The 22294-nt window shown below is 71.8% G+C and carries 21 protein-coding genes; 10 read left to right on the top strand and 11 right to left on the bottom strand.

The window, feature by feature from the left end; all coding sequences use genetic code 11:
• Positions 1-20 precede the first annotated feature (20 nt).
• A complete protein-coding gene (locus tag M8I34_RS14965) occupies positions 21-506 on the top strand; it encodes an HD domain-containing protein (protein ID WP_250049981.1) in 486 nt (161 codons plus the stop codon).
• 191 nt (positions 507-697) lie between these two features.
• Positions 698-1480, top strand: a complete 783-nt coding sequence (locus M8I34_RS14960; RefSeq protein WP_250050033.1) for an ABC transporter ATP-binding protein — start codon at positions 698-700, stop codon at positions 1478-1480.
• A gap of 95 nt (positions 1481-1575) precedes the next feature.
• Here the strand turns inward: M8I34_RS14960 and M8I34_RS14955 are convergent, their stop codons facing one another.
• Positions 1576-2037 carry a MarR family winged helix-turn-helix transcriptional regulator gene (locus M8I34_RS14955; RefSeq protein ID WP_250049980.1) on the bottom strand — a complete coding sequence of 154 codons (462 nt, stop codon included), beginning with the start codon at positions 2035-2037 and terminating at the stop codon, positions 1576-1578.
• A gap of 175 nt (positions 2038-2212) precedes the next feature.
• On the opposite strand from M8I34_RS14955, the gene M8I34_RS14950 reads away from it, so the two are divergent.
• Complete coding sequence (locus tag M8I34_RS14950; protein WP_250049979.1) at positions 2213-3121, top strand: alpha/beta fold hydrolase; 909 nt, start codon at positions 2213-2215, stop codon at positions 3119-3121.
• Between the two features lie 52 nt (positions 3122-3173).
• Here M8I34_RS14950 and M8I34_RS14945 read toward each other — a convergent pair whose 3' ends face one another.
• Positions 3174-4283 (bottom strand): ferritin-like domain-containing protein, encoded by a 1110-nt coding sequence (locus tag M8I34_RS14945; RefSeq protein ID WP_250049978.1) that lies wholly within the window; start codon positions 4281-4283, stop codon positions 3174-3176.
• 174 nt (positions 4284-4457) lie between these two features.
• Between M8I34_RS14945 and M8I34_RS14940 the strand changes: the two genes are divergently transcribed.
• The 3 genes from M8I34_RS14940 (at position 4458) to M8I34_RS14930 (ending at position 6522) form a co-directional block, all read left to right on the top strand.
• Positions 4458-5405 carry a diiron oxygenase gene (locus tag M8I34_RS14940; RefSeq protein WP_374210910.1) on the top strand — a complete coding sequence of 316 codons (948 nt, stop codon included), beginning with the start codon at positions 4458-4460 and terminating at the stop codon, positions 5403-5405.
• 73 nt (positions 5406-5478) lie between these two features.
• On the top strand, positions 5479-6219 hold the full coding sequence (locus M8I34_RS14935) for a TetR/AcrR family transcriptional regulator (protein ID WP_250049977.1): 741 nt from the start codon (positions 5479-5481) through the stop codon (positions 6217-6219).
• Positions 6220-6255: 36 nt separating this feature from the next.
• Positions 6256-6522, top strand: a complete 267-nt coding sequence (locus tag M8I34_RS14930) for a hypothetical protein (RefSeq protein WP_250049976.1) — start codon at positions 6256-6258, stop codon at positions 6520-6522.
• A gap of 337 nt (positions 6523-6859) precedes the next feature.
• Here the strand turns inward: M8I34_RS14930 and M8I34_RS14925 are convergent, their stop codons facing one another.
• The 5 genes from M8I34_RS14925 to M8I34_RS14905 all read right to left on the bottom strand — a co-directional run bounded on the left by M8I34_RS14925 (position 6860) and on the right by M8I34_RS14905 (position 12883).
• Positions 6860-8113 carry a styrene monooxygenase/indole monooxygenase family protein gene (locus tag M8I34_RS14925; RefSeq protein ID WP_250049975.1) on the bottom strand — a complete coding sequence of 418 codons (1254 nt, stop codon included), beginning with the start codon at positions 8111-8113 and terminating at the stop codon, positions 6860-6862.
• Positions 8114-8235: 122 nt separating this feature from the next.
• Positions 8236-8853: an ATP/GTP-binding protein gene (locus M8I34_RS14920; RefSeq protein ID WP_037838625.1), complete on the bottom strand. Its 618-nt coding sequence runs from the start codon at positions 8851-8853 to the stop codon at positions 8236-8238.
• 37 nt (positions 8854-8890) lie between these two features.
• Positions 8891-9292, bottom strand: coding sequence for a DUF742 domain-containing protein (locus M8I34_RS14915; RefSeq protein ID WP_030081174.1), 402 nt, complete (start codon positions 9290-9292; stop codon positions 8891-8893).
• Between the two features lie 73 nt (positions 9293-9365).
• A complete protein-coding gene (locus M8I34_RS14910) occupies positions 9366-9860 on the bottom strand; it encodes a roadblock/LC7 domain-containing protein (protein ID WP_250049974.1) in 495 nt (164 codons plus the stop codon).
• Positions 9857-12883: a nitrate- and nitrite sensing domain-containing protein gene (locus M8I34_RS14905; protein WP_250049973.1), complete on the bottom strand. Its 3027-nt coding sequence runs from the start codon at positions 12881-12883 to the stop codon at positions 9857-9859. Before M8I34_RS14905 ends, M8I34_RS14910 begins: the two co-directional genes overlap by 4 nt.
• Before the next feature lie 574 nt (positions 12884-13457).
• Between M8I34_RS14905 and M8I34_RS14900 the strand changes: the two genes are divergently transcribed.
• Complete coding sequence (locus tag M8I34_RS14900; protein ID WP_250049972.1) at positions 13458-14303, top strand: hypothetical protein; 846 nt, start codon at positions 13458-13460, stop codon at positions 14301-14303.
• Between the two features lie 108 nt (positions 14304-14411).
• Here the strand turns inward: M8I34_RS14900 and M8I34_RS14895 are convergent, their stop codons facing one another.
• The gene (locus M8I34_RS14895) at positions 14412-14915 is read right to left on the bottom strand and encodes a MarR family winged helix-turn-helix transcriptional regulator (RefSeq protein ID WP_250049971.1); all 504 of its coding nucleotides are present in this window, start codon (positions 14913-14915) and stop codon (positions 14412-14414) included.
• Positions 14916-15192: 277 nt separating this feature from the next.
• Between M8I34_RS14895 and M8I34_RS14890 the strand changes: the two genes are divergently transcribed.
• Positions 15193-16053: a lysozyme gene (locus tag M8I34_RS14890; RefSeq protein WP_250049970.1), complete on the top strand. Its 861-nt coding sequence runs from the start codon at positions 15193-15195 to the stop codon at positions 16051-16053.
• 79 nt (positions 16054-16132) lie between these two features.
• Here the strand turns inward: M8I34_RS14890 and lon are convergent, their stop codons facing one another.
• The gene (lon, locus tag M8I34_RS14885) at positions 16133-18544 is read right to left on the bottom strand and encodes an endopeptidase La (protein ID WP_250049969.1); all 2412 of its coding nucleotides are present in this window, start codon (positions 18542-18544) and stop codon (positions 16133-16135) included.
• A gap of 115 nt (positions 18545-18659) precedes the next feature.
• Positions 18660-19493: a pentapeptide repeat-containing protein gene (locus tag M8I34_RS14880; protein ID WP_250049968.1), complete on the bottom strand. Its 834-nt coding sequence runs from the start codon at positions 19491-19493 to the stop codon at positions 18660-18662.
• A 320-nt stretch (positions 19494-19813) separates the two neighbouring features.
• Between M8I34_RS14880 and M8I34_RS14875 the strand changes: the two genes are divergently transcribed.
• Positions 19814-20368: a hypothetical protein gene (locus M8I34_RS14875; protein ID WP_250049967.1), complete on the top strand. Its 555-nt coding sequence runs from the start codon at positions 19814-19816 to the stop codon at positions 20366-20368.
• Positions 20369-20387: 19 nt separating this feature from the next.
• Here the strand turns inward: M8I34_RS14875 and M8I34_RS14870 are convergent, their stop codons facing one another.
• Complete coding sequence (locus M8I34_RS14870; protein WP_250049966.1) at positions 20388-21248, bottom strand: rhomboid-like protein; 861 nt, start codon at positions 21246-21248, stop codon at positions 20388-20390.
• A gap of 242 nt (positions 21249-21490) precedes the next feature.
• Between M8I34_RS14870 and M8I34_RS14865 the strand changes: the two genes are divergently transcribed.
• Positions 21491-22255: a spermidine synthase gene (locus M8I34_RS14865; protein WP_250049965.1), complete on the top strand. Its 765-nt coding sequence runs from the start codon at positions 21491-21493 to the stop codon at positions 22253-22255.
• Positions 22256-22294 lie beyond the last annotated feature (39 nt).

Genomic DNA, 22294 nt, shown 5'->3' with positions numbered 1-22294 from the left:
CGTGGGGTCACAATGGCCGTATGGCTGATGCGATCCCGTCCATGGAACCTGCTCCGCCCCCGTTGTTGTCCCTGGCCGAGGTGGAGGCGCTGGCCCGGCGCGCGCACTCGGGGCAGACCGACAAGGCGGGCCGCCCGTATGCCGAGCATCTGGCCGCGGTCGCGGCGGGGGTGCGCGAGCGGGGCGGCAGTGACGAGCAGATTGCCGCGGCCTGGCTGCACGACGCGGTCGAGGACGGGGCGCTGAGCCGGGAGTGGCTGGCGGGTGCGGCGCTGAGCGAGGCGGCCAAGGCGATGATCCTGGCGGTCACCAAGCGGGCGGACGAACCGGTCGAGGAGTACACGGCGCGCATCCTGGCCACGCCCGGGGCGCTGCTGGTCAAGGAGTCCGATCTCGCGCACAACGCCGATCCGGAGCGGCTGGCCGTACTGGATGTGCCGACGCGGGAGCGGCTGACGGCGAAGTACGCGCGGGTGCGGGCGCTGTTGGGGCTGGCCGCGCCGTAACGGCCGCGGGGCCCCGGCCCGTCGGCGCCCCGCCCCCAGGGTCCGCACACCGGACACCTCCGCAGAAAGGTGTCGTACACACCTACTGTGCGGCGATGAGCGCTACGCAGCCTTCGCAGCCCTGGGAGCCCTCGCCGTCCGTGCCCCCTCCCGCGCGAACCGCACCGCAGCCGGCCCCCGAAACGACCGGCGTGATCGCCGCCCTGGAGGGCGTCGGCATCCGCCGGTACACCACCGGCCAGGTCATCCTCGACGCCGTCGACTGGAGCGTACGGTCCGGTGAGCACTGGGCGCTGCTCGGTGCGAACGGCGCCGGCAAGACCACCATCCTGCGTCTCGTCGGGGCGCTGATGTTCCCCACCGTCGGCACCGTCGAGGTGCTCGGCCACCGGCTCGGATCGGTGGACGTCCGCAAGCTGCGCGCCGTCATCGGTCTGGTCTCCGGCGCGCAGAAGGTGCCGCAGGACGCGACGGGCCACACGGTCGTCCTGACCGGCGCGACCGGCACCGTGCAGCCGCTGTGGCGCAAGTACCACGAGGCGGCCCGTGAGCGGGCCCATGAGCTGCTCGCCGAGCTGGACTGCAAGGAGCTGGCGGAGCGGCCGTTCGGGGTGTGTTCGGGCGGCCAGCGGGCCCGGATCCTGATCGCCCGCGCGCTGATGGCCGATCCCCGGCTGCTGCTGCTCGACGAGCCGTTCAACGCGCTCGATCTGCCCTCCCGGGAGGATCTGATCGATGCGCTGCACCGGCTGGCCCTGGACCGCCCGGAGTTGGCGACCGTGACGGTCACCCACCATCTGGAGGAGCTGTCCCCGTCCATCGGCCACGCCCTGCTGCTGCGCGACGGCCGGGTGCAGGCGCGCGGCCCGGTGGACGAGGTGCTCACCGGAGAGCGGATGACCGCCTGTTTCGGCCGCCCCATCGAGGTGTCCCGGCACGAGGGACGGTGGCTGGCCCGGTCCGGCAGGCGGTAGCTTCCGGGGCCTGGTCCGGCAGGCGGTGGCTCCCAGAACCCGGCTTGCTCCTCGGGGCGTCCTGCGTCCGCCGCCGAGGCCGCGGCGGACGCCCGCTACGCCTCCCCGACGGCGTCCCGCACTCCATCCAGGAACCGCCGGATCGCCGCCTGTTCCCCGGCCTCGAAGGTGGCCAGCAGGGCGATCGTGCGGTCGATCAGCGGGCCGAAGAACGCCTGCCCCAGGGCGACCGCACGCGCGTCGACCTCCAGCAGGACACGGCGCCGGTCGCGGGTGTCGCGGACCCGCCGGATCAGGCCGAGCCGCTCCAGACGGTCGACGAGTGCCGTGGTGCCGGCGGAGTTCAGGCCCAGCCGCTCACCGAGCCGGCCGGGGGTCGACTCGTCGCCGGCGCGGGCCGCGTCCAGCAGGCTGATCAGGGCCCGGAGGTCGGTGGGATGCAGGCCGTTGCGGCCCGCGAACCGCGCACCCGCGAGGTCGAGTCGCAAGGTCACCTCACGCAGCAGATGGACCAGGTCCATCCCCTCCGGTTCGCTCGTTTCCTGCCGATCCGCCATGCGCCGTCGCCTCTCTCCGGGATTCCCTGTCCGGGCTCGGGAAGTTCCTTCCCGGACTCCCGCTCTTTCCCGGACACCCGCATTATTACCTCGCTGAGCGAGATACTTGCCGAACGAGCTGTGGTGACCGTGCCTCGCTCGCCGCCCGTTCCCGTTCCCGTTCCGGAGGTGCACCATGACAGCAGACTTTTCTCCGCACCCTCCCGGGTCCGGCCCCACCGCCGCCTTTCGTGACGCCTATGAGCGGGCCATGGCGCTGTGGCCGGTTCCGGTGGAACGGCTCGATCTGGCCTCGGAGTTCGGCAGCACCCGGGTCACCGTCTGCGGCCCTGCCGACGCCCCGCCGCTGGTACTGCTGCACGGCGGAGGCGCGACCTCGGCCATCTGGTACGCCCATGTCGCCGCGCTCGCCCGTGCGCACCGGGTCCATGCCGTGGACCAGATCGGCGCGCCGGGGCTCAGCGTGCACGCCGGGCGTCCGCTGCGGCGGCCGGAGGATCTGTTCGCCTGGCTCGACGGCGTGCTCGGCGGGCTCGGCCTGGAGTCGGCCACGCTGCTCGGGCACTCGTACGGCGGCTGGCTCGCACTGAGTTACGCGGTGCATGCCGCCGGCGGGAGCGCCCGCCCCTCCGGACGGCCGTGGGTGAGGGTGGAGCGGCTGGTGCTGCTCGATCCGACCCAGTGTTTCGCCGGGTACCGGCCGTCGTACCTGCTGCGTGCGCTGCCGTTGTTCGTACGGCCCGGCGAGCGGAGCACCCGGCGGTTCCTGGCGTGGGAGACGCGGGGTACGCCGCCCGCACCGGAACTGGTGCGGCTGATGGGCCTGGGCGCCGCCGAGTTCCACGCGGCGAAAGTGATCACGGGGCCGCGCCCGGACGTCACGGGGACGGCGGGAGCGGCGGTACCGGCCCTGGTGCTGCTGGCGGAGCACAGCCGGGCGCACGACCTGCCGCGGGTCGCCGCGCGGGCCGCGCGGACGCCGGGCGTACGGATCGGGACCGTGCCGGGCGTCGGCCACCACTCCATGCCGTACAGCCGCACCGACGAGCTCGGCCGCCAGGTGCTCGGCTTCCTGTGTCCATGACCGGGGCCCTCCGGGCGGCGGCGTCCGGCGGCCCGGTGGCCCGCCCCGTCGCTCAGTCCCCGTCGGCGCCCTCCGCGACGGCGGCCGCGACCTCCGCCGTACGGGCCTCCTCCTCGGCCGCGAAGCGCTCCGCGTCGAGCTGTTCGGCGAGCTCCTCGTCCTGGGCCATCAGCAGATCGAGGTTGGAGTCGCCCATCTCGAAGACGCCCATGTCCACATAGGCGCGCTGGAGGCGTTCGCCCCACAGGCCGATGTCCTTCACACAGGGCACGATCCGGCTGAAGAGCAGCTTGCGGAAGAGGTGCAGGAATTCGGAGTTCTCGGTGAATTCGGCGGCTTCGTCGTGCGGTATGCCGAAGTTCTCCAGGACTTCCAGGCCGCGCAGCCGGTCGCGCATCAAATAGCAGCCCTCGATCACGAACTCCTCGCGTTCGCGCAGTTCGGCGTCGGTGAGCTGCTTGTAGTAGTCGCGCAGCGCCATGCGGCCGAAGGCGACATGGCGTGCCTCGTCCTGCATGACGTACGCGAGGATCTGCTTCGGCAACGGCTTGGTGGTGGTGTCGCGGATCATGCCGAAGGCCGCCAGCGCCAGGCCCTCGATCAGCACCTGCATGCCGAGGTACGGCATGTCCCAGCGGGAATCCTTGAGGGTGTCGGAGAGCAGCGCCTGGAGATTGTCGTTGACCGGGTAGAGCATCCCGATCTTCTCCTGGAGGAAGCGGCTGTATATCTCGGCGTGCCGCGCCTCGTCCATGGTCTGGGTGGCGGAGTAGAACTTCGCGTCGAGGTCGGGGACGGATTCGACGATCCGCGCCGCACAGACCATGGCGCCCTGTTCCCCGTGCAGAAACTGGCTGAACTGCCAGGAGGTGTAGTGCTGGCGCAGTTCGCCGCGGTCCTTCTCGGTCATCTTGTCCCAGTACTTGGTGCCGTACAGGGACATGGACTCGTCGGGGGTGCCGAGCGGATCGTGGGGGTCGACCTCCTGACCCCAGTCGATCCGCAGGTTGGCGTCCCACTGCTTGTCCTTGCCCTTCTGGTAGAGGGCCAGCAGCCGGTCGCGTCCGTCGTCGTAGTCCCAGCTGAAGCGTGCCGCACCGGACGCGGGCACCTTCCACACGCGGTCGCCTGGGTCCTGCACATAGAGATCTCGGATCGACACGGACGCCTCCTCGGCTCGCCAAACGCCTTGTCATGGGCGGTCGTTGGCAGGCTCACACGCTTCTTACCGACGGGTCAATAAGTCGTGCACAGGGGATTGACGTCCTTGCTGACACGCAGTCTCATAAGAGATGACCGCGGGCAGGCCCTGACCACGAGCGAGGTAGCCACAGCCATGACGAGCGCGCCCACCGCAATGACCGTGCCGGACACCGAAGTCCTGCGGGACGCCCTCGGTCTGCTCAAGGACCGGGAACAGGTCGCCGAGCGGTTGCTCGACTCCTCCGCCAAGCACTCCTTCGACCCCGACACCGAACTCGACTGGGACGCGCCCCTCGAAGAGGGCAAGTGGTTCTGGCCGCCGGAGCTGGTCTCGCTCTACGACACCCCGCTGTGGCGGAAGATGTCGACGGAGCAGCAGCAGGACCTCTCCCGCCACGAGGCCGCCTCGCTCGCCTCGCTGGGCATCTGGTTCGAGATCATCCTGATGCAGCTGCTCGTACGGCACATCTACGACAAGCCGGTGACCAGCGCGCACGTCCGCTACGCGCTCACCGAGATAGCCGACGAGTGCCGGCACTCCAAGATGTTCGCGCGCATGATCCAGAAGGGCGGCGCACCGGCGTACCCGGTCTCCCGGCTCAACCACAACCTCGCCCGCGTCCTCAAGACCATCTCCACCACTCCGGGTTCGTTCGCCTGCACCCTGCTCGGCGAGGAGATCCTCGACTGGATGCAGCGGCTGACGTTCCCGGACGAGCGGGTGCAGACGATCGTGCGCGGAGTGACCCGCATCCACGTCGTCGAGGAGGCCCGGCATGTGCGCTACGCCCGCGAGGAGCTGCGCCGCCAGATGGTCACCGCGCCGCGCTGGGAGCAGGAGCTGACCCGTATCAGCTCCGGCGAAGCGGCCCGGGTCTTCTCCGTCGCCTTCGTCAATCCGGACGTCTACGCCCATGTGGGCCTGGACAGGCGCGAGGCCGTCGCCCAGGTCAAGGCCAGCGGCCACCGCCGCGAGGTGATGCAGTCCGGCGCCCGGAAGCTGACCGACTTCCTGGACGAGATCGGCGTACTGCGCGGGATGGGCCGCAGGTTGTGGCGCAGCTCGGGACTGCTGGCCTGAAGCCCCCGGCACGGATCCCCTACGCCCCGAGCACCTGTGCGAGGCGGAACCCGGGGCGGTTACGCTGCTGTTCATGAACGGCAGCGGCACCGCCCCAGCAGTACCCCGACCCGCCTACCGCAGGCTGAGCGTCGAGCAGCGCCGCAGCCAACTCCTGACCGCCGCGCTGAACCTGTTCGCCCACCGCGCGCCCGAGGACGTCTCCCTGGACGATGTCGCCCTCGCCGCCGGGGTCTCGCGGCCGCTGGTCTACCGCTACTTCCCCGGCGGCAAGCAGCAGTTGTACGAGGCCGCGCTGCGCAGCGCGGCCGACGTCCTGGAGCGCTGCTTCGCCGAGCCGGAGACCGGACCGCTCACCCGGCGGCTGTCGCGCGCACTGGACCGCTATCTGGCCTTCGTCGACGAGCACGACGCGGGGTTCAGCGCGCTGCTCCAGGGCGGCAGCGTCGTGGAGACCACCCGTACGTCCGCGATCGTGGACGAGGTGCGGCGCGCCGCGGCCGACCAGATCCTGCGGCATCTGGGCGAGCCGGAGCCGGGCCTGCGGCTGCGGATGACCGTCCGCATGTGGATCACCGCCGTCGAGGCCGCCTCGCTGATCTGGCTCGACGAGGACAAGCAGCCGGCCCTGGACGAGCTGCGGGACTGGCTGGTCGACCACTTCGTCGCGCTGCTGACCGCCACCGCGGCCACGGACCCGCAGACCGCGCGGGTGACCCGGGCGGCGCTGAAGCTGGAGACCGCCGACGGCCCGGCCGGCGAGCTGGCCCGCCGCATCCTGCCCGTCGTGAGCGACGCCGCGCATCTGCTGTGACCGGCCGCCCGGCCGTGGTGGTGTGACACTGAGGGCGTGAGAAGCGAGAACACCCTCTTCGTCGGCGGCCCGCTGGACGGCCGGGTACTGCCCGTACTGGTCGGCATGACCGGCCAGCCGCCGAAGACGTACGAGGTCCCGGTACCGCACGACGACGACCGGCCGCCGACGGTGCATGTCTACCGGCGCGTCCCCGGACGGGTGGGCCGCCTGGGCCTGCCGAGCGGCTGGAAGTACGAGTACGACCCCGAGGGGAAGACACCGCGCGCCGTCCTCAAGTGGCCCTGGCGCAAGCCCCGTTGACCACCGGAGAGCCGCAGAGACTCACCGGCCGCCACCACATCACCCAATCCCCCACCAGGGACAGCCGCGGCAACCACGTGAGGGGGCGGGCCGTAGGGGGTGGGTTGTGGGGCTTTGCTTCCGAAGGCTCCGAGAAAGAGCAAAGGCGGAGCGCAGCGGAGCGTAAAGCGAAGCAGTCCCGCACCCCACCGCCGGAGGTCCGTCACCGCCACCACGACGAACCACGCGCCGCGGCGGCAGCCCGAAAAAACACCCCTCCCCACCGAAGGTGGGGAGGGGACACCCACGGCGGTGCCACCCGACCACGTGGGGGCAACGGCAACGCCGCAAACGGTTTTCAGCCCGTAAACGACCCCAGATACGCGTTCGTCTTCTCCGGGTCGTAGAAGAAGTTCTCGAAGTCGGACGGGTCGTTGAAGCCGTTGGCGAAGCGGTCGGCGACGGGCTGGAGCTGGCCGGCCGCGCCGATGAGGTTCAGGATGTGCTCCGGCGGCGGCGCCAGCATCGCGTTCGTCCACTTGGTGACGTGCTGGGCGGTGTTCCAGTAGCGGTCGAAGGCGGTCTGCATCCAGTCCGCGTCGAAGGGCTGGTCACCGCGCTCGACGATGGAGGCCAGGTAGGAGGCGGCGCACTTGGAGGCCGAGTTGGAGCCCTGGCCGGTGATCGGGTCGTTGGCGACCACGACATCGGCGACGCCGAGGACCAGACCGCCGGAGGGCAGCCGCCCGATGGGGTTGCGCACGGTGGGGGCGTAGCGGCCGGCCAGCGTGCCGTTGGCGTCGGTCAGTTCGACCTTGGTGGCGCGGGCGTACTCCCAGGGCAGGAACTTCTCCATCAGCTCCAGCGTCAGGGCGAGGTGCTCGTTGGGGTCCTTGACGCCCTGGAAAACGTCCAGCGGACCGCCGGGGATGCCCTCCCAGAAGAGGATGTCGGCGCGGCCGGAGTTGGTGAGGGTCGGCATGACGAACAGCTCGCCGACGCCGGGCACCAGGTTGCAGCGCACCGCATCGAACTCGGGGTGCTCGGGGCGCGGGCCCATGCCGTGCACGTAGGAGACGGCGAGCGCGCGCTGCGGAGCGTCGTACGGGGAACGGGAGGCGTCCCGGCCGAACATCGACACCAGCTCGCCCTTGCCGGCCGAGACCAGCGTCAGGTCGTAGCGGCTCGCGAAGAAGTCCAGGTCGGAGACGGCAACGCCGTGGATGACGAGCTGGCCGCCGCGCTGCGCGAAGGTCTCCATCCAGCCGGCCATCTTCACCCGCTGGTCGACGGACTGGGCGTAGCCGTCCAGCTTGCCGACCCAGTCGATGGCGCGCTGCGAACCCTCGGGCGCCTCGTGGCTGCCGGGCGCGGCGACCGAGACGCCGAGGCCCTCGATGCGCGGGGCCTGGTTCTCCCAGAAGTTGATCTGGAGGTCGCGCTCGTGCTGGAGCGCGGTGTCGAACATGCACTGCGTCGACATGACCCGGCCGGCGCGGATCTCGTCCGCGGTGCGGTTGGACATGAGGGTGACCTCATAGCCCTGGGTCTGGAGGCCGAGGGCGAGCTGGAGACCGGACTGGCCGGCTCCCACGATGAGTATTTTCCGCATGGCGGCACTCTTCTCTGCTACTGCTACTGCTGGTTGTTCGGGGTGAAGTGGGGGGGGCGGGGCAGCCCCTGTGAGGGGTGAGGGGGCGGCCCCTGGGGGCCGGGCCCCCCAACAGGGGCCGGTTACTCGGGCGTGGTCTCCAGGGCGTGGCCGACCAGCGCGAGCAGCGACTCGATCACCGTGACCCGCTTCCGCGCGTCCATGATCACTACGGGCACGTGCGGCGGCACGGTCAGCGCGTCGCGGACGTGCTCGACGGCGAAGGCCTCGGTCCCCTCGAAGTGGTTGACCGCGACGACATACGGCAGCCCGCAGCTCTCGAAGTAGTCCAGTGCCGGGAAACAGTCCTCCAGACGCCGGGTGTCGGCCATCACGATCGCGCCGATCGCCCCGCGCACCAGGTCGTCCCACATGAACCAGAACCGCTGCTGTCCGGGCGTGCCGAACAGGTACAGCACCAGCTCCTGGTCGAGGGTGATCCGCCCGAAGTCCATCGCGACCGTGGTCGTGGTCTTCTCCGGGGTGGCGGTCAGATCGTCCGTGTCCGCGCTGGCCTGTGTCATCACCGCCTCGGTCTGGAGCGGGGTGATCTCCGAGACCGATCCGACGAACGTGGTCTTGCCGACGCCGAAGCCGCCCGCCACCACGATCTTGGTGGCGATCGGCGCCCGCGAACGGTCGGTCTGCCAGCTCTGTAGCCCCGCGTCGGTGGCCGTGGCCACCGGGTCGGACGGGCTCACGGAACCAGGGGGCGCCGTCGGCCCGGCCGATATCGTGTCAGAGCCTGTGAAGTCCACTCAGCACCCTTTCGAGCAGCGCGCGGTCGGGCCGGCCGGAGCCGTGCCCGGTGCCGTAGACGCGAATCTTTCCCTGGTCGGCGAGGTCGCTGAGCAGTACGCGGACCACGCCCAGCGGCATCTTGAGGAGCGCGGAGATCTCCGCGACCGAGCGCATCCGGCGGCACAGTTCGACGATCGCGCGCATCTCCGGCATCACGCGGTCGCCCCAGCCGCCGGACGTCAGCTCACGCCGCTCCTCGGGCGCCTCCAGCGCGGCCACGAACGTCTCGACGAGCAGGACATGGCCGAATCGCGTGCGGCCGCCGGTGAGCGAGTACGGCCGCACGCGCGAGGGTTTCCGGTCCCCGCCGCGTACCGGGAGTTTGCGGGTGCTGCTCATGCCGAAACCTCGCTTCGCCCGCCCTCGCACGCGCGCGACGCGTACCTCTCAAGGGCTCGCTCACTACGTTCGTTCACTGGGCGCTCTCCATCGACTTGCGCAATTCACTGCGGAGTTCGGGGGTGAGGACGTGGCCGGCCCGGCCGACGAACAGCGCCATGTGGTAGGCGATGACGCTCATATCGCAATCCGGAGTGGCATGCACCCCGAGCAGCGAGCCGTCGCTGATCGACATGACGAACAGACTGCCCTCGTCCATCGTGATCATCGTCTGCTTGACCGACCCGCCGTCCATCAGCTTCGCGGCACCGTTGGTGAGGCTGCCGAGCCCGGAGACGATGGTGGCCAGGTCGGCGCTGGAGCCGCGCGGACCGTCACTCCCGCCCGGCCGTGCCGCTTCTTCCGCCTGGTCCGGGTCGGAGGACAGCAGCAGCAGGCCGTCGGAGGAGACCACCGCGACCGAGCGGATGCCGGGCACCTCTTCGACCAGGTTGGTCAGCAGCCAATGCAGATTTTGAGCCTGACTGCTCAGTCCTTGACCGTAAGCAGTGGGCGCTTGCGCCTTCAATCGCGTGCCTCCTCGACAACGTGGCTCTCTCCCGGGGCCCCCGCTCCGTCGGTGTCCGTCTGTGGGATGGTCAGCTCCGCTGTACGTTCCGCGATCTCGGCTTCGACCTCGCGCCGGCCGTCTCGCGCTCCCGACTGAAATCCGCCGAGCCTGCGCCGCAGCGCCTCGGCGTTGGCCGCACCGCTCTTGCGCGGAGCGGCCGGCGCCTCTTGCTGCGCCACGACCTTGGGGGTGCGCTTGGGCAGCCCCATGGAGGTCGTCCGCCGCTCCCCCGCGGACGGGGCGGCGGCGGTCTGTGGGTCGGCCGGTGCCTCGGCCGGGGACGCGTCGGTGGGTGCCGCGTCGGTGGGTGCCGCGTCCGTCCCGGCGTGCGTGTGCGCGTCCGGGCCGATGGCGTACGGGTCGGACGAGGGCGCACCGGCGGGCTCGGGGTCCGGAGCGGCAGGCCGGCCGCTGCCGGCGGGCGCCGGGTCCGCGGCCGGGCGGACGTCGTCCTCGGTCCTGAGGTGCTCGCCGGGGCCGCTGGTGGTGGCGGCGTAGGGGCCGGGCGACTGCGGGCCGTACGGGCTCGGTTCGGACGCGGAGTGCGTGGTGGGGCCGGCCGGCTGCGCGTCGCCCGGTGCCGGGGCGCCGAGGCCGGCCGCGTCGATCGCGCGCTCCGCGGCGGCGACGAGCGGGTCGGCGGCGGGTGCCGGGTCCGCGTCCGGGGTGCCGTCGGGTGCGGGAGCCGGTGCGGCTCCGTTGCCGGCGGGCGGCCCGGCGGGCGCGGGGGTGTCCTGGGCCGGGCCCTGGCCGGTCTCCTGGGCCGGGATCGCGGCGGGGGCGGGGGTGCCGCCCACCGCTGCCGGGTCCCTGCGGGCCGCCCGCGTCGGCAGTGCGTTGGAGTTCGCCTCGGCGACCGAGCCGGGCAGGACCGGGGTGTGCGCCGCGCTCTGGGGCGCACTGGCCGGGGAGCCCGTGGGGGCGGGACGGGTGGGCAGGATCGAGCCGGGCAGCACGATGACGGCGGTGACGCCGCCCTGCTTGGCATCCCGCAGCTGGACCCGGACACCGTGCCGGGCGGCCAGCCGCACCACCACGTACAGCCCCAGCCCCAGCGCCTCGTCGACGGTCTCGGAGAACGAGGCGGCTTCGACGTCCGTCAGCCGCTCGTTGAGCTCGGCCATCCGCTCCGAGGTCATTCCTATGCCCTCGTCCTGGACCGAGAGCATGACCTCGCCGCTCTCCAGCAGCCAGCCGGACAGCTCGACATGGGCGTCCGGCGGCGAGAACGCGGTGGCGTTCTCCAGCAGTTCGGCGACCAGGTGGCTGATGTCGTCGGCGGCGAACCCGGCGACCTGGGAGTGCGGCGGCAGCGACTGGATGCGCACCCGCTCGTAGCGCTCGATCTCGCTGATCGCGGCGCGCATCACGTCCAGCAGCGGTACCGGGCCCTGGTGGTTGGTGCCGTACTGTTCCGCGCCCGCCAGGACGAGGAGGTTCTCGCTGTTGCGGCGCATCCGCGCGGCGAAGTGGTCCAGCTTGAAGAGGGTTTCCAGCCGCTCCGGGTCGTGCTCGCTCTCCTCCAGCGACTCGATGACCCCGAGCTGACGCTCCACGAGGCCGAGGGTGCGCAGCGAGAGATTGACGAACCGGCCGTGCACTCCGGCGTGCAGGGCCGCCAGCCGCTCGGTGAGATCGGCGATCTCCTCCTTGAGCGCCTCGCCCTGCTCCTGGAGCACCTCGCGCTCGGCGACCAGCCGCTGGCGGCCGCCGACCAGCCGCTTGCGCTCGCCCTCCAGTTCGGCGGTGCGCCGCGCCAGCTCACCGACCTGGGTGTGCAGCGCGTTGACGGACTGCACGGCGGTGGCGAATTCGTCGTTGCGGCCCTTGTAGGTGATGGGCTCCTCGTGCGCGGGGTCGGCGGCCAGCCGCCTGGCGCCGATCCGCAGCGCGGCGAGCGGCTGGGTCAGGGAGCGGGCGGCCCAGATGCCGGCGCCGACGGCCAGCAGCAGGCACAGCCCCTCCAGGCCGATGCGGATCTCCAGCTCCGTGACCTCGTCGTCGCGCAGCACGCCGAGGCGCTGGATGTCGGCGGTGGCCATGGCGGATTCGACGCCGCGCATCAGCGAGATGCGGCTGGTGAAGGTCTCCTGGACCCGCTGGCGGTTGAGCCGCAGATCGGTGGCGTCCAGACGGGGCTGGTCGGTCAGCCGGGTCAGATAGCGCTCGGCGGTGTTGACGTCCGCGCCGTTGACGGTGCGGACATAACGGTCCCGGGCGCCCTGGCTCGCGGCCTGCTGGAAGTCGCCCAGCGCGCCCTGTTCGCGCAGACGGGAGACCTGGGCGAGGGCCGTCAGCCGGGGCTGGCTGCCGCCCGCCTTGAGCCCGGCGAGCAGCAGGGCACGGGTGCCGGCGGCCTGTTCGATGGCGCGGCCGAGGGCGGGCAGCGCGCGGGTGTCGGCTCCGGTGGACTCCGCGCGGGCGGGCAGTCCACGGGCGATGTCGTCGCCGATCGCACCGAGTGCCTGGAGTGCCTGGGTGTAGGCGCTATGGATCTGCTCGGCCGATCCGGCCCCGGACAGCGCCTTTTGACGGGTTTGCGGGAGCGTGTCCAGGAGTTTGGCGGCGGCCTTGTACGCGGCGGTGCCGCCCGAGCCGTCCCGGGCCTCGGTGCGCAGCTCGTCGATCTGCCGGTCCACGCGGGCGCGCTGGGCCTTGGAGGCCGTGGCGTCGTCGGCCCGCGCCGCGTTGGTGGCGGCGTTGCCCAGCCCCGCGGCCGTATGGCTGCCGCGTCCCGTGGCGACGTATGCGGTCATACCGTCGCGCTCGTCGGCGAGGGAGTGCGCCAGTGCGATGGCGCGGGCGTTCAGCTCGGCGAGGCCGACCAGTTGCTGGCTGTGGGTGGCGTTGTCGGCCGTGGCCATCAGCCCGGGGGCACCGGCGCCCAGCACGGCGGCGGCGACAACGGCCACCGCCCCGACGAGCCGGTTGCGCACCCGCGCGGGGCGCCCTCCCGGGCGGTCCTCGCCGCCCTCCGTCATGCCCGGTCCCTTACCAGGACCCGAGCCCGTGGTCGGTCCCGAGACCGAACCGGCCGGTGATCCCGGCTTCCTTGCGCCGCCTCGAAGCCGCATCTTCCGCACCGCTGCTCGCATTCCTGTCTCGCCTGTCCACGCCATCCGGCGTCGCGGACCCGGCTCGCTCTCCGCTCACGGGGCGGACCTGCGCGAAGACCGCAGCAGCACACACTTCCGCGAGGGGAAACAGCCCGGCTCTGCGCGTCGCGACGAACGTCCTGGCCGCACCCCATGATCCGGGCAACGACCATTCCACCGGCGCCGCGCAGTGGCTCGGCAACACATGCCCGGCCACCTGAAGGAGTGAACATCAATCGGAGTTTGGCCATCAACTTCCGTGCGCCAATGTTTTCGGCCGCAACCGTGCGCGGCCCCGAACGGGTTTGGAGATGCGGACCGCTCCTGGAAGGATGCGCGCCCGCATGCCGCCGGCCCCGCGGTCCTTACCTCCGGTACGCCGCCGCCCGGCCACTCTCCGGCACCGCCGCGGCCTCCCGCCACCGGGGGCGGGAGCGGTGCCTCCGGCAGACTTGCGGCCATGCGCATCGAACTCGCCACCGAGCCGGGCGACCCCCAACGCCCAAACGAGGACTACGCATCGGTCGCCCTGCCGGCCTCCGGCCAGGGCGGCGCCCTCGTCCTGCTGGACGGCGTGACGCCTCCCGAGGGGGACTACGGCTGCCTCCATTCGGTGCCGTGGTTCACCGCGCGGCTCGGGGGCGCAATGCTGGAACTGTCGGTTTCACACCGGGATATGACACTCCCTGAGGTTCTCGCCGCGGCCATCTCCCGCACGGCTGATATCCATCGGGCGACCTGTGACCTTTCTCACCCTCGCACTCCGCAGGCAACCGTGGTCGCCGCACGGTGGTCCGGGGACACGGTCGAACACCTCGTCCTGTCCGATTCGGTGCTGCTCCTGGAGCGGCCGGACGGCTCGGTGCACCCGGTGCTCGACCCGCGGCTGGACGACATGCCCCCCGCGGTCCGGGAACGCCGCGCCGCCGTACGGGCGCTGCCCCGCGGCTCGGCGGAACGGGCCGCCGCGGTCCGCAAGTACGTCCGCGCGGTCGAGTCGCTGCGCAATGCGGAGGGCGGGTTCTTCACCGCGGCCGCCGACCCGGCGGTGGCCGCCCGTGCGGTGTCCGGCAGCACCCCGCGCTCCGGTCTGCGCTCCCTGACAGCACTCAGCGACGGGGCGGGCCGCTGGGCGGAGGTCTTCCACGAGGGCTCCTGGGCCGACTGCGTGGCCCTGGTGGCCGCACAGGGCCCCCAGGCGCTGATCGACCGGGTGCGGGCGTCGGAGGCGGCGGACCCGGAAGGTGCGGCCTATCCGCGCGGCAAGGCGCGGGATGACGCGGCGGTGATTTTTGTGGCTCCGTGACAATCACCGGCGGGCGGCGAAATTCTCCCGCCGCGACGGAACGGCACCACGACGGCGGCGGTCCGGGGCCATGACGGCGCCGGACACCGCGCCCGGCCCGGATGCCCCCTACGCCTCGTCCCCCTCCTGCTCCGCGTTCAGCCGGTGCAGCAGCCGGGCCAGTTCGGCGACCTCGGCGCGGTCCCAGGAGGCGAGACGGCGGGCGTACTGGGCGCGGCGGCCGGTGCGGACGCGGGTGAAGCGCTCGCGGCCCTCGTCGGTGATACGGACCAGGACCGCGCGGCCGTCCGCCGGGTCCGGCTCACGGGCGACGAGCCCGAGCCTCTCCAGGGCGTGCAGCTGACGGCTCATCGTGGCCTTGCCGACACCGAAGAAGCCGGCGAGGGCGGTGGCCCGCTGGGTGCCGGCGTCGGCCAGCCGGACGAGGAGGCCGTATGCGGCGGGTTCCAGATCGGGATGCACCTCTCGTGCCAATTCGCCGGAAGAGGCACGGGCCCGGCGGAGAAATACCGCCAATTCGCGTTCCAGGGCGAGAAATACGTGGTCCACACCAATCGGTTCGCCGTCCGCCGTCGAACCGTCGGCTCCGGTGTCGTGCACGTCAGCGCCCATTCCCGCTTTCCCTCACCTGAAAGTTTCCGCCATCGGCGGCCGAAGCCGCAGCTCGGCCAGTATTTCGCAGGATTAGACCAACGGCAGCCCCGCGACCCTCTTTTGTCACGTCGTTCTACGCGCGTATCGTCATTTGTGGCATGGCCATACCAAGCGGCCCCCGCTGTCAGCGGTTCCGCCGCGCGTCATGCACGTCGCACTTCCGTGTCCACACGCCTGCGTCATGCCGTCAGCTCCTCCCCCCTCAGGTCATCCACCGAGATCTTCGGAGGCACGTATGTCCGTGCTCAGATCCGGCTCCCCCCACCGACCCGCACGCTCCCTCGCGAGCGTGGCCGGGGTCCTTCTCGCGGTCCTCTCCCTCCTCCTCGGGCTGCCGGGCACCGCCGGCGCCGCGGCCACACGGTACGCACCGGAGCCCAGCCACCCCGGCCAGGACTGGGCCGGGTCCCAGATCGCCCGGCACGAAGGCACCGCGGCCGGCACCGCACCGTCGGCGTCCTCGCTCGCCGCGTCCGTCGAGGGCGTGGACGTCAGCAGCCACAACGGCAATGTGGCCTGGTCGACGCTCTGGAACAGCGGCGTCCGCTTCGCCTATGTGAAGGCGACCGAGTCCACCAGCTACACCAACCCGTACTTCGCGCAGCAGTACAACGGCTCGTACAACGCCGGGATGATCCGCGGCGCGTACCACTTCGCCACGCCCAACACCTCCAGCGGTGCCGCCCAGGCCACCTACTTCGTCAACCACGGCGGCGGCTGGTCGAAGGACGGGCGGACGCTGCCCGGCGCGCTCGACATGGAGTACAACCCCTACGGGGCGACCTGCTACGGGCTGAGCGCGGCCGGGCTGGTCAACTGGATGAAGGACTGGTTCGCCACCTACAAGGCCCGTACCGGCCGGGATGCGGTGATCTACACCTCCACGAGCTGGTGGAAGCAGTGCACCGGCAACTCCGCCGCCTTCGGCTCCGTCAACCCGCTGTGGATACCGCGCTACGGCTCCTCGGCCGGCGAACTCCCGGCCGGCTGGGGCTTCCACACCATCTGGCAGTACACCTCGTCCGGCCCGACGGTCGGTGACCACAACCGCTTCAACGGCGCGCTGGACCGCCTCCGGGCGCTCGCCAACGGCTAGGGACTGTCTTCGAAGCCCCGTCTGCCACGCGGCGGCCGGCCCGGCCCCTCTGCGGGAGCCGGGCCGGTCGCCGTTGCCCTCACGCCGCGACCGGCACCTCGGGAGCGGCCCCGTTCGACGCCGGGGTCAGCGCCAGCTCCAGCACCTGGCGGACGTCCGCGACCGGGTGGACCTCCAGGGCTTCGAGGATCTCGGCCGGCACATCGTCCAGGTCCGGTTCATTGCGCTGGGGGATGATCACGGTGGTGATCCCCGCCCGGTGCGCCGCCAGCAGCTTCTGCTTCACGCCGCCGATCGGCAGCACCCGCCCGGTCAGCGAGACCTCGCCGGTCATCGCCACGTCCGGCCGGACCTGGCGGCCCGACAGCAGCGAGGCCAGTGCCGTCGTCATCGTCACGCCCGCGCTCGGACCGTCCTTGGGGACGGCGCCCGCCGGTACGTGCAGATGCACTCCGCGCTCCTTCAGGTCGGCGACCGGAAGTTCCAGTTCCGCGCCGTGCGAACGCAGGAAGGACAGCGCGATGTGTGCGGACTCCTTCATGACGTCGCCGAGCTGGCCGGTCAGCTGGAGCCCGGACGCCCCGGTCTCCGGATCGGCGAGCGAGGCCTCCACATAGAGCACGTCGCCGCCGGCGCCGGTGACCGCGAGGCCGGTGACCACACCGGGCACCGCGGTGCGCCGCTCGGCCGGGTCCTGCGCCGACTCGGGGGTGTGGTGCGGCCGCCCGATCAGCGGGCGCAGCTGCTCCGCACCGACCGTGAACGGCAGCTCCTGCTGCCCGAGTTCGTGCTGTGCGGCGACCTTGCGCAGCAGCCTGGCGACCGCACGCTCCAGATTCCGTACGCCCGCCTCGCGGGTGTACTCGCCCGCCAGCTTGCGCAGCGCGTCGTCCTCCAGGGCCACCTCGCCGGCCTCCAGACCGGCCCGCTCCAGCTGGCGCGGCAGCAGGTGGTCCCGGGCGATGACGACCTTCTCGTCCTCGGTGTAGCCGTCCAGCCGGACCAGCTCCATCCGGTCGAGCAGCGGCTCGGGGATGGCTTCGAGGACGTTGGCGGTGGCCAGGAAGACCACATCGCTGAGGTCGAGTTCGACCTCCAGGTAGTGGTCGCGGAAGGTGTGGTTCTGCGCCGGGTCCAGGACCTCCAGGAGGGCGGCTGCCGGGTCGCCCCGGAAGTCGGAACCCACCTTGTCGATCTCGTCGAGCAGCACCACCGGGTTCATCGACCCGGCCTCCTTGACGGCCCGGACGATCCGGCCGGGCAGCGCGCCGACGTACGTCCGGCGGTGGCCGCGGATCTCCGCCTCGTCCCGGACGCCGCCGAGCGCGACCCGGACGAACTTGCGTCCCATGGCCCGCGCGACGGACTCACCGAGCGAGGTCTTGCCGACACCGGGCGGCCCGACGAGCGCCAGTACGGCCCCGCCGCGGCGGCCGCCGACCAGGCCGAGCCCGCGCTCGCCCCGCCGCTTGCGGACGGCCAGGTATTCGGTGATCCGCTCCTTGACGTCCTCCAGTCCGGAGTGGTCGGCGTCCAGGATCTCCTTGGCGCCGGCGATGTCGTAGGCGTCCTCGGTCCGTTCGTTCCACGGCAGTTCCAGGACGGTGTCCAGCCAGGTGCGGATCCAGGAGCCCTCGGGGTTCTGGTCGCTGGACCGCTCCAGCTTGTCGACCTCCTTGAGGGCGGCCTTGCGGACGTCCTCGGGCAGATCGGCGGCCTCGACCCGGGCGCGGTAGTCGTCGCCCTCGTCCTCCGGATCGCCGTTGAGCCCGGCGAGTTCCTTGCGGACCGCCTCCAGCTGCCGCCGCAGCAGGAACTCCCGCTGCTGCTTGTCGACGCCTTCCTGGACGTCCTTGGCGATGGATTCGGCGACATCCTGCTCGGCGAGGTGCTCGCGCAGCGCCTCGGTGGCGGCCTTCAGCCGGGCGACCGGATCGACGGTCTCCAGCAGCTGGACCTTCTGTTCGGTGGTCAGGAACGGCGAGTAGCCGGAGTTGTCGGCCAGCGTCGGTACGTCCTCGATCTGCTGGACGCGGTCGACGACCTGCCAGGCACCCCGCTTGCGCAGCCAGCTGGTGGCCAGCGCCTTGTACTCCGTGACGAGTTCGGCCACCGCACCGGGCAGCGGGTCGGGGACCGTCTCCTCGACGGTCGTGCCCTCCACCCAGAGGGCGGCTCCGGGCCCGGTCGTGCCGGAACCGATCCGTACCCGGCCCAGGCCCCGGATCAGCGCCCCGGGGTCGCCGTCGGACAGCCGCCCGACCTGCTCGATCCGCCCGAGCGTGCCGATGCCGGCGTATGTCCCGTCGACGCGGGGAACGAGCAGCACCCGCGGCTTGTTACCCGTGGTGGCGGCGGCGGCCTGCGCGGCCTCCACCGCGGCCCGGACGTCCGTGTCGGACAGGTCCAGGGGCACCACCATGCCGGGGAGCACGACCTCGTCATCGAGGGGCAGCACGGGCAGAGTGAGCGATGTGGACGTCGAAGCCATGATCTCCCCTTCGGCAAACAAGTTGAGCTTTACCCACTCAATGCAGCCGGCCCTGAAGATGTTCCCCGGTGTGCGTTCGCTGTCAGCGATCGGCCGGCGGCGAGCGAAGGCGGCGCTACCAGTGGGCGGGGCGGGACAGCGCCTCCGGCAGCCTGGTGGCGGCGTCGCCCTTGGCCGCGTTGAGCTGCGACTGGGTGAGGAAGAGGGCACCCGTGAGGTCGGCGCCGCGCAGGTCCGCGTCCCGCAGATCGGCACCGATCAGGTCCGCCGTGCGCAGATCGGCGCCCTTGAGGTCGGCGGCGATGAGGTAGGCCCCGCGGAGATTGGCGCCCCGGAGGTCGGCGCCCTTGAGGCGGGCCCCCATGAGATCGGCACCCCGCCGCTCCTTCTTGCGGCCCGGCACCGCGGCCCGTACGAGTTCGCTGGTGCGCAGCAGCAGGGCGTTGACCTCGCCCCGGTGGGCCGGGACGTCGAGCTCCGTGAGCTCCTGGGCGCTGCCGCGGGTGAAGCGCTCGGTCTTCTCCAGCGCGGTGCGCAGGTCGGCGTGCACCGGGCGGGCCGCAGGCAGGGTCAGCGCCTCGGCCAGGTACCAGAGGAGTTCGTGCAGCTGCCGCATGACGGGAAAGACGTCGAACATCTGCCGGGCGGTCCCCGGGGCCTGCCGCCAGTCCTGTCCGCCGAAGGTGACCTGGGAGACCTTCTGCCCGGCGCCGAAGCAGTCGAAGACGGTGCAGCCGGAGAAGCCCCGTGTGCGGAGGTCGCTGTGGATGCCGCAGCGGAAGTCCGTCCGGAGGTTCGGGCAGGGGCGCCCGGCGTCCTTGTCGATCGCGAAGTCCGCCGAGGCCGCGAACGGCAGCGCGACACAGCAGAGCCCGAAACAGCTTCCGCAGTCGGACTGGAGCCCGAGGTCGACGGTGTCCGGAATCGGTTGCTTGCGGTCTGAGGACAAGATGCGTGCACTCCTGCGGCCGGCGAGCACCGCACCAGGCCGCGCTCGGAACGAGCCCCCATTCTCCCAGGCGGCCAGGGCCCGGAGGGCCTCGCCGAGGCGGAGGTGTATCCGACCGATCGCCTGGGAGCGGGGCGAGCCCCTGGACTGTGTGAGCGGGCGTGCCGAGCTGCTGCGGCCGTTCTTCCGCGCGGCGGCGGACGAGGGGGACGGCATGCTGAGGTGGCTCGGACAGCGGCGGGACGCGGTCCGGCCGGGCCGCGCGGAAAAGCCCTGCCGCTTCCTCCCTCACACCTCGTCATGACTGCTACCTTCACGGCATGTTGCAGCGGATGTCCGGAGTTTTCATCGGCGCTCTCTTCGGGACGATCTTCGTGGTCGCCAACGCGCACGACCCGCTGAATCCCGCTGTCGGTATCGCCCTGCGGGTGCTCGCGGTGCTCACCTTCGCCGGGCTGCTGGCGCTCGCACTGCGGGCCGGGCGCCACGGCCGGCCCGCCGAGGCGGACGCCGAGGGTCCGCAAGCCGACTGGTTCCGGGGGAAGTTCGCGTTCGTCGTGGGCGCCGAGGTGGTGCTGCTGATCGGCGGCAATCTCGCGCTGCGGGCGGCGGGCGCCCCGCAGGAGACCGCCGTGGCCTGGATCGCGCTGATCGTCGGCCTGCACTTCGTCGCGCTGATGGCGGTCTGGAAGCGGCGCAGCATCGCCGTTCCCGGCGTCGCGCTGACCGCGCTCGGCCTGATCGGGCTGGGCATGGCGGCGACCTCGGCGGTGGCCTGGGTGCCGTTCGTCAGCGGCGTGCTGTCCGGTGTGGCGCTGCTGGGCGGCTGCGCCTACGCCATCACCCATACGTACCGGGCGACCGTCCGGTCGTAGGCGCGCGGCCCCGGAACGCTCAGTAGGTCCGCACGCCCCGCAGCGCCGGGTGGCCCAGGTCGCCCAGGAGCGGTGCGGGCCGGGCACGGCGGGCGCGCCGGCGGCGCAGCAGCGGCCAGCTCGCCGCGCCCAGGGCGAGCGAGAGCAGATGGCCCCAGTCGGACACCGGGTCGGCGTAGGCGAGCAGACCGGTCACGGCCAGGTAGCCGGCGCCGGCCAGCAGCGGCCAGCGCAGCCAGGCCGGCAGCAGGCCCGCAAGGGCTCCGATGCTGGTCATCACGCCGAAGCTGATGCCGTAGTCGAGGCGGTGCAGCGAGCTCTCCGGCAGCCGTCCCGCGGCGACCGAGAAGGCGACGGGCAGTTCGGTGGCGAGGGTGGCCAGCGCATGGCCGCCGAAGAAGACGGCGGCGGTCCACAGCCCGCCGATCCGCCGTTCCAGCGCCGTCAGGACGAAGAGAAAGCCGATGGCGTACGCGGAGGTCATGCCGCCCGCGATCCACAGGGCGCTGGCGACGAGCACCAGCAGCGGGGCCTGCGCGAGGTGGACGACGTCCGTACTGGAGCCCTGGAGCAGTCCGGAGACCAGTGCCGGGTCGGCGTACTCGGTGAAGAGCGAGGTGGCCACGAGAAGGAGGGCGTAGCCGAAGGTGAAGGGGGTGTCGGCGGGAGTGGGCAGCAGCCGCCACGGCCGCGCCCGGGGGGACATCCGAGGGCCTCTGGGCACCGCCTCCGCCGCGACGCCCCCGGCCTGCCGGGGCTCGCGTGGCCGCGGAATCCCCGGCAGCAGGTCCGGCACCGCGCCCGTCCCGTTACCCGGCCCCGGTATGACGGACGGCGCACGGCCGGCCCGTCCCTTCTCGGCGGTTCCCAGCCAGCTCACTTGTCCGAGACCCCTTCCGTCCATGGCACATCCGGTCAGCCACGCCCGTCCCCCCGGCCGTGATTCCTCTGCCTCGCCCTACGTTCCGGACCACCCTGCATGCTCAACCCATGAAGAAGCTGTGTGAGTGACATCCCTCACATCAGGCAACCGTCGTCACAGGAGGCACGTCCGTGCCACCGGCGGCGGATTCCTGTCCAAAGCGTTGGACCGGCACGGCCCGTATTGGCCACCATGACGCCATGGCTCCCGTTACTCCGACGCAGGCAACGACCGGGCTCCCCGAGACCCCGCGCACGCTCGACCGCCGCGAGGGCCCGTACGGCGAGGTGGTGCTGCGACAACGGGGCGGGCCCCTCGAAGGCCCGGGAGCGGACGGCCGCGGGACCCCCGGCCAGCCCGTGGTCTACGAGATCATCGCCAACGGCTGCTTCCTGATGGACACCTCCGACGGCCGCTCCGAACGGCTGCTGATCGACGCCGCGCTGGCCGCGCTGCCGCCCGGCCGCGCACGGCCCTCCGTGCTGATCGGAGGCCTCGGCGTCGGCTTCTCGCTGGCCCGCGCGGCCGGGCAGCCGCGCTGGGGCCGGATCGTCGTCGTCGAGCGCGAGGAAGCCGTCATCGACTGGCACCGCACGGGCCCGCTGTCGGCGGTCTCGGCGGCCGCGCTGGCCGATCCGCGCAGCGAGATCCTGCACACCGACCTGGTCGCGCACCTGCGGACGGACGCGGACCAAGTCGCCTACGACGCCCTGTGCCTGGACATCGACAACGGCCCCGACTGGACCGTCACCGAGGACAACGGCAGCCTCTACTCCCCCACCGGACTCGCCGCCTGCCGTGACCGTCTGACATCCGGCGGAGTGCTCGCCGTCTGGTCCGCGCAGCCCTCGCCGGCATTCGAGGAAGCACTACGAAATGCCGGTTTCAGCGGGGTACATACGGAAGAGATCCCCGTTGTCCGAGGCGTCCCTGACGTGGTCCATCTTGCGCGGAAGGGCGCGTAGCCGACAGTCACACCATGCCCGTACGCTGCTGCCCAGCAA

The sequence above is a fragment of the Streptomyces sp. MCA2 genome (assembly GCF_023544705.1).
Taxonomy (GTDB): Bacteria; Actinomycetota; Actinomycetes; order Streptomycetales; family Streptomycetaceae; genus Streptomyces; species Streptomyces decoyicus.
Note: the sequence above shows the minus strand (reverse complement) of the source record. Positions and strands in the feature narration are given on the sequence as shown.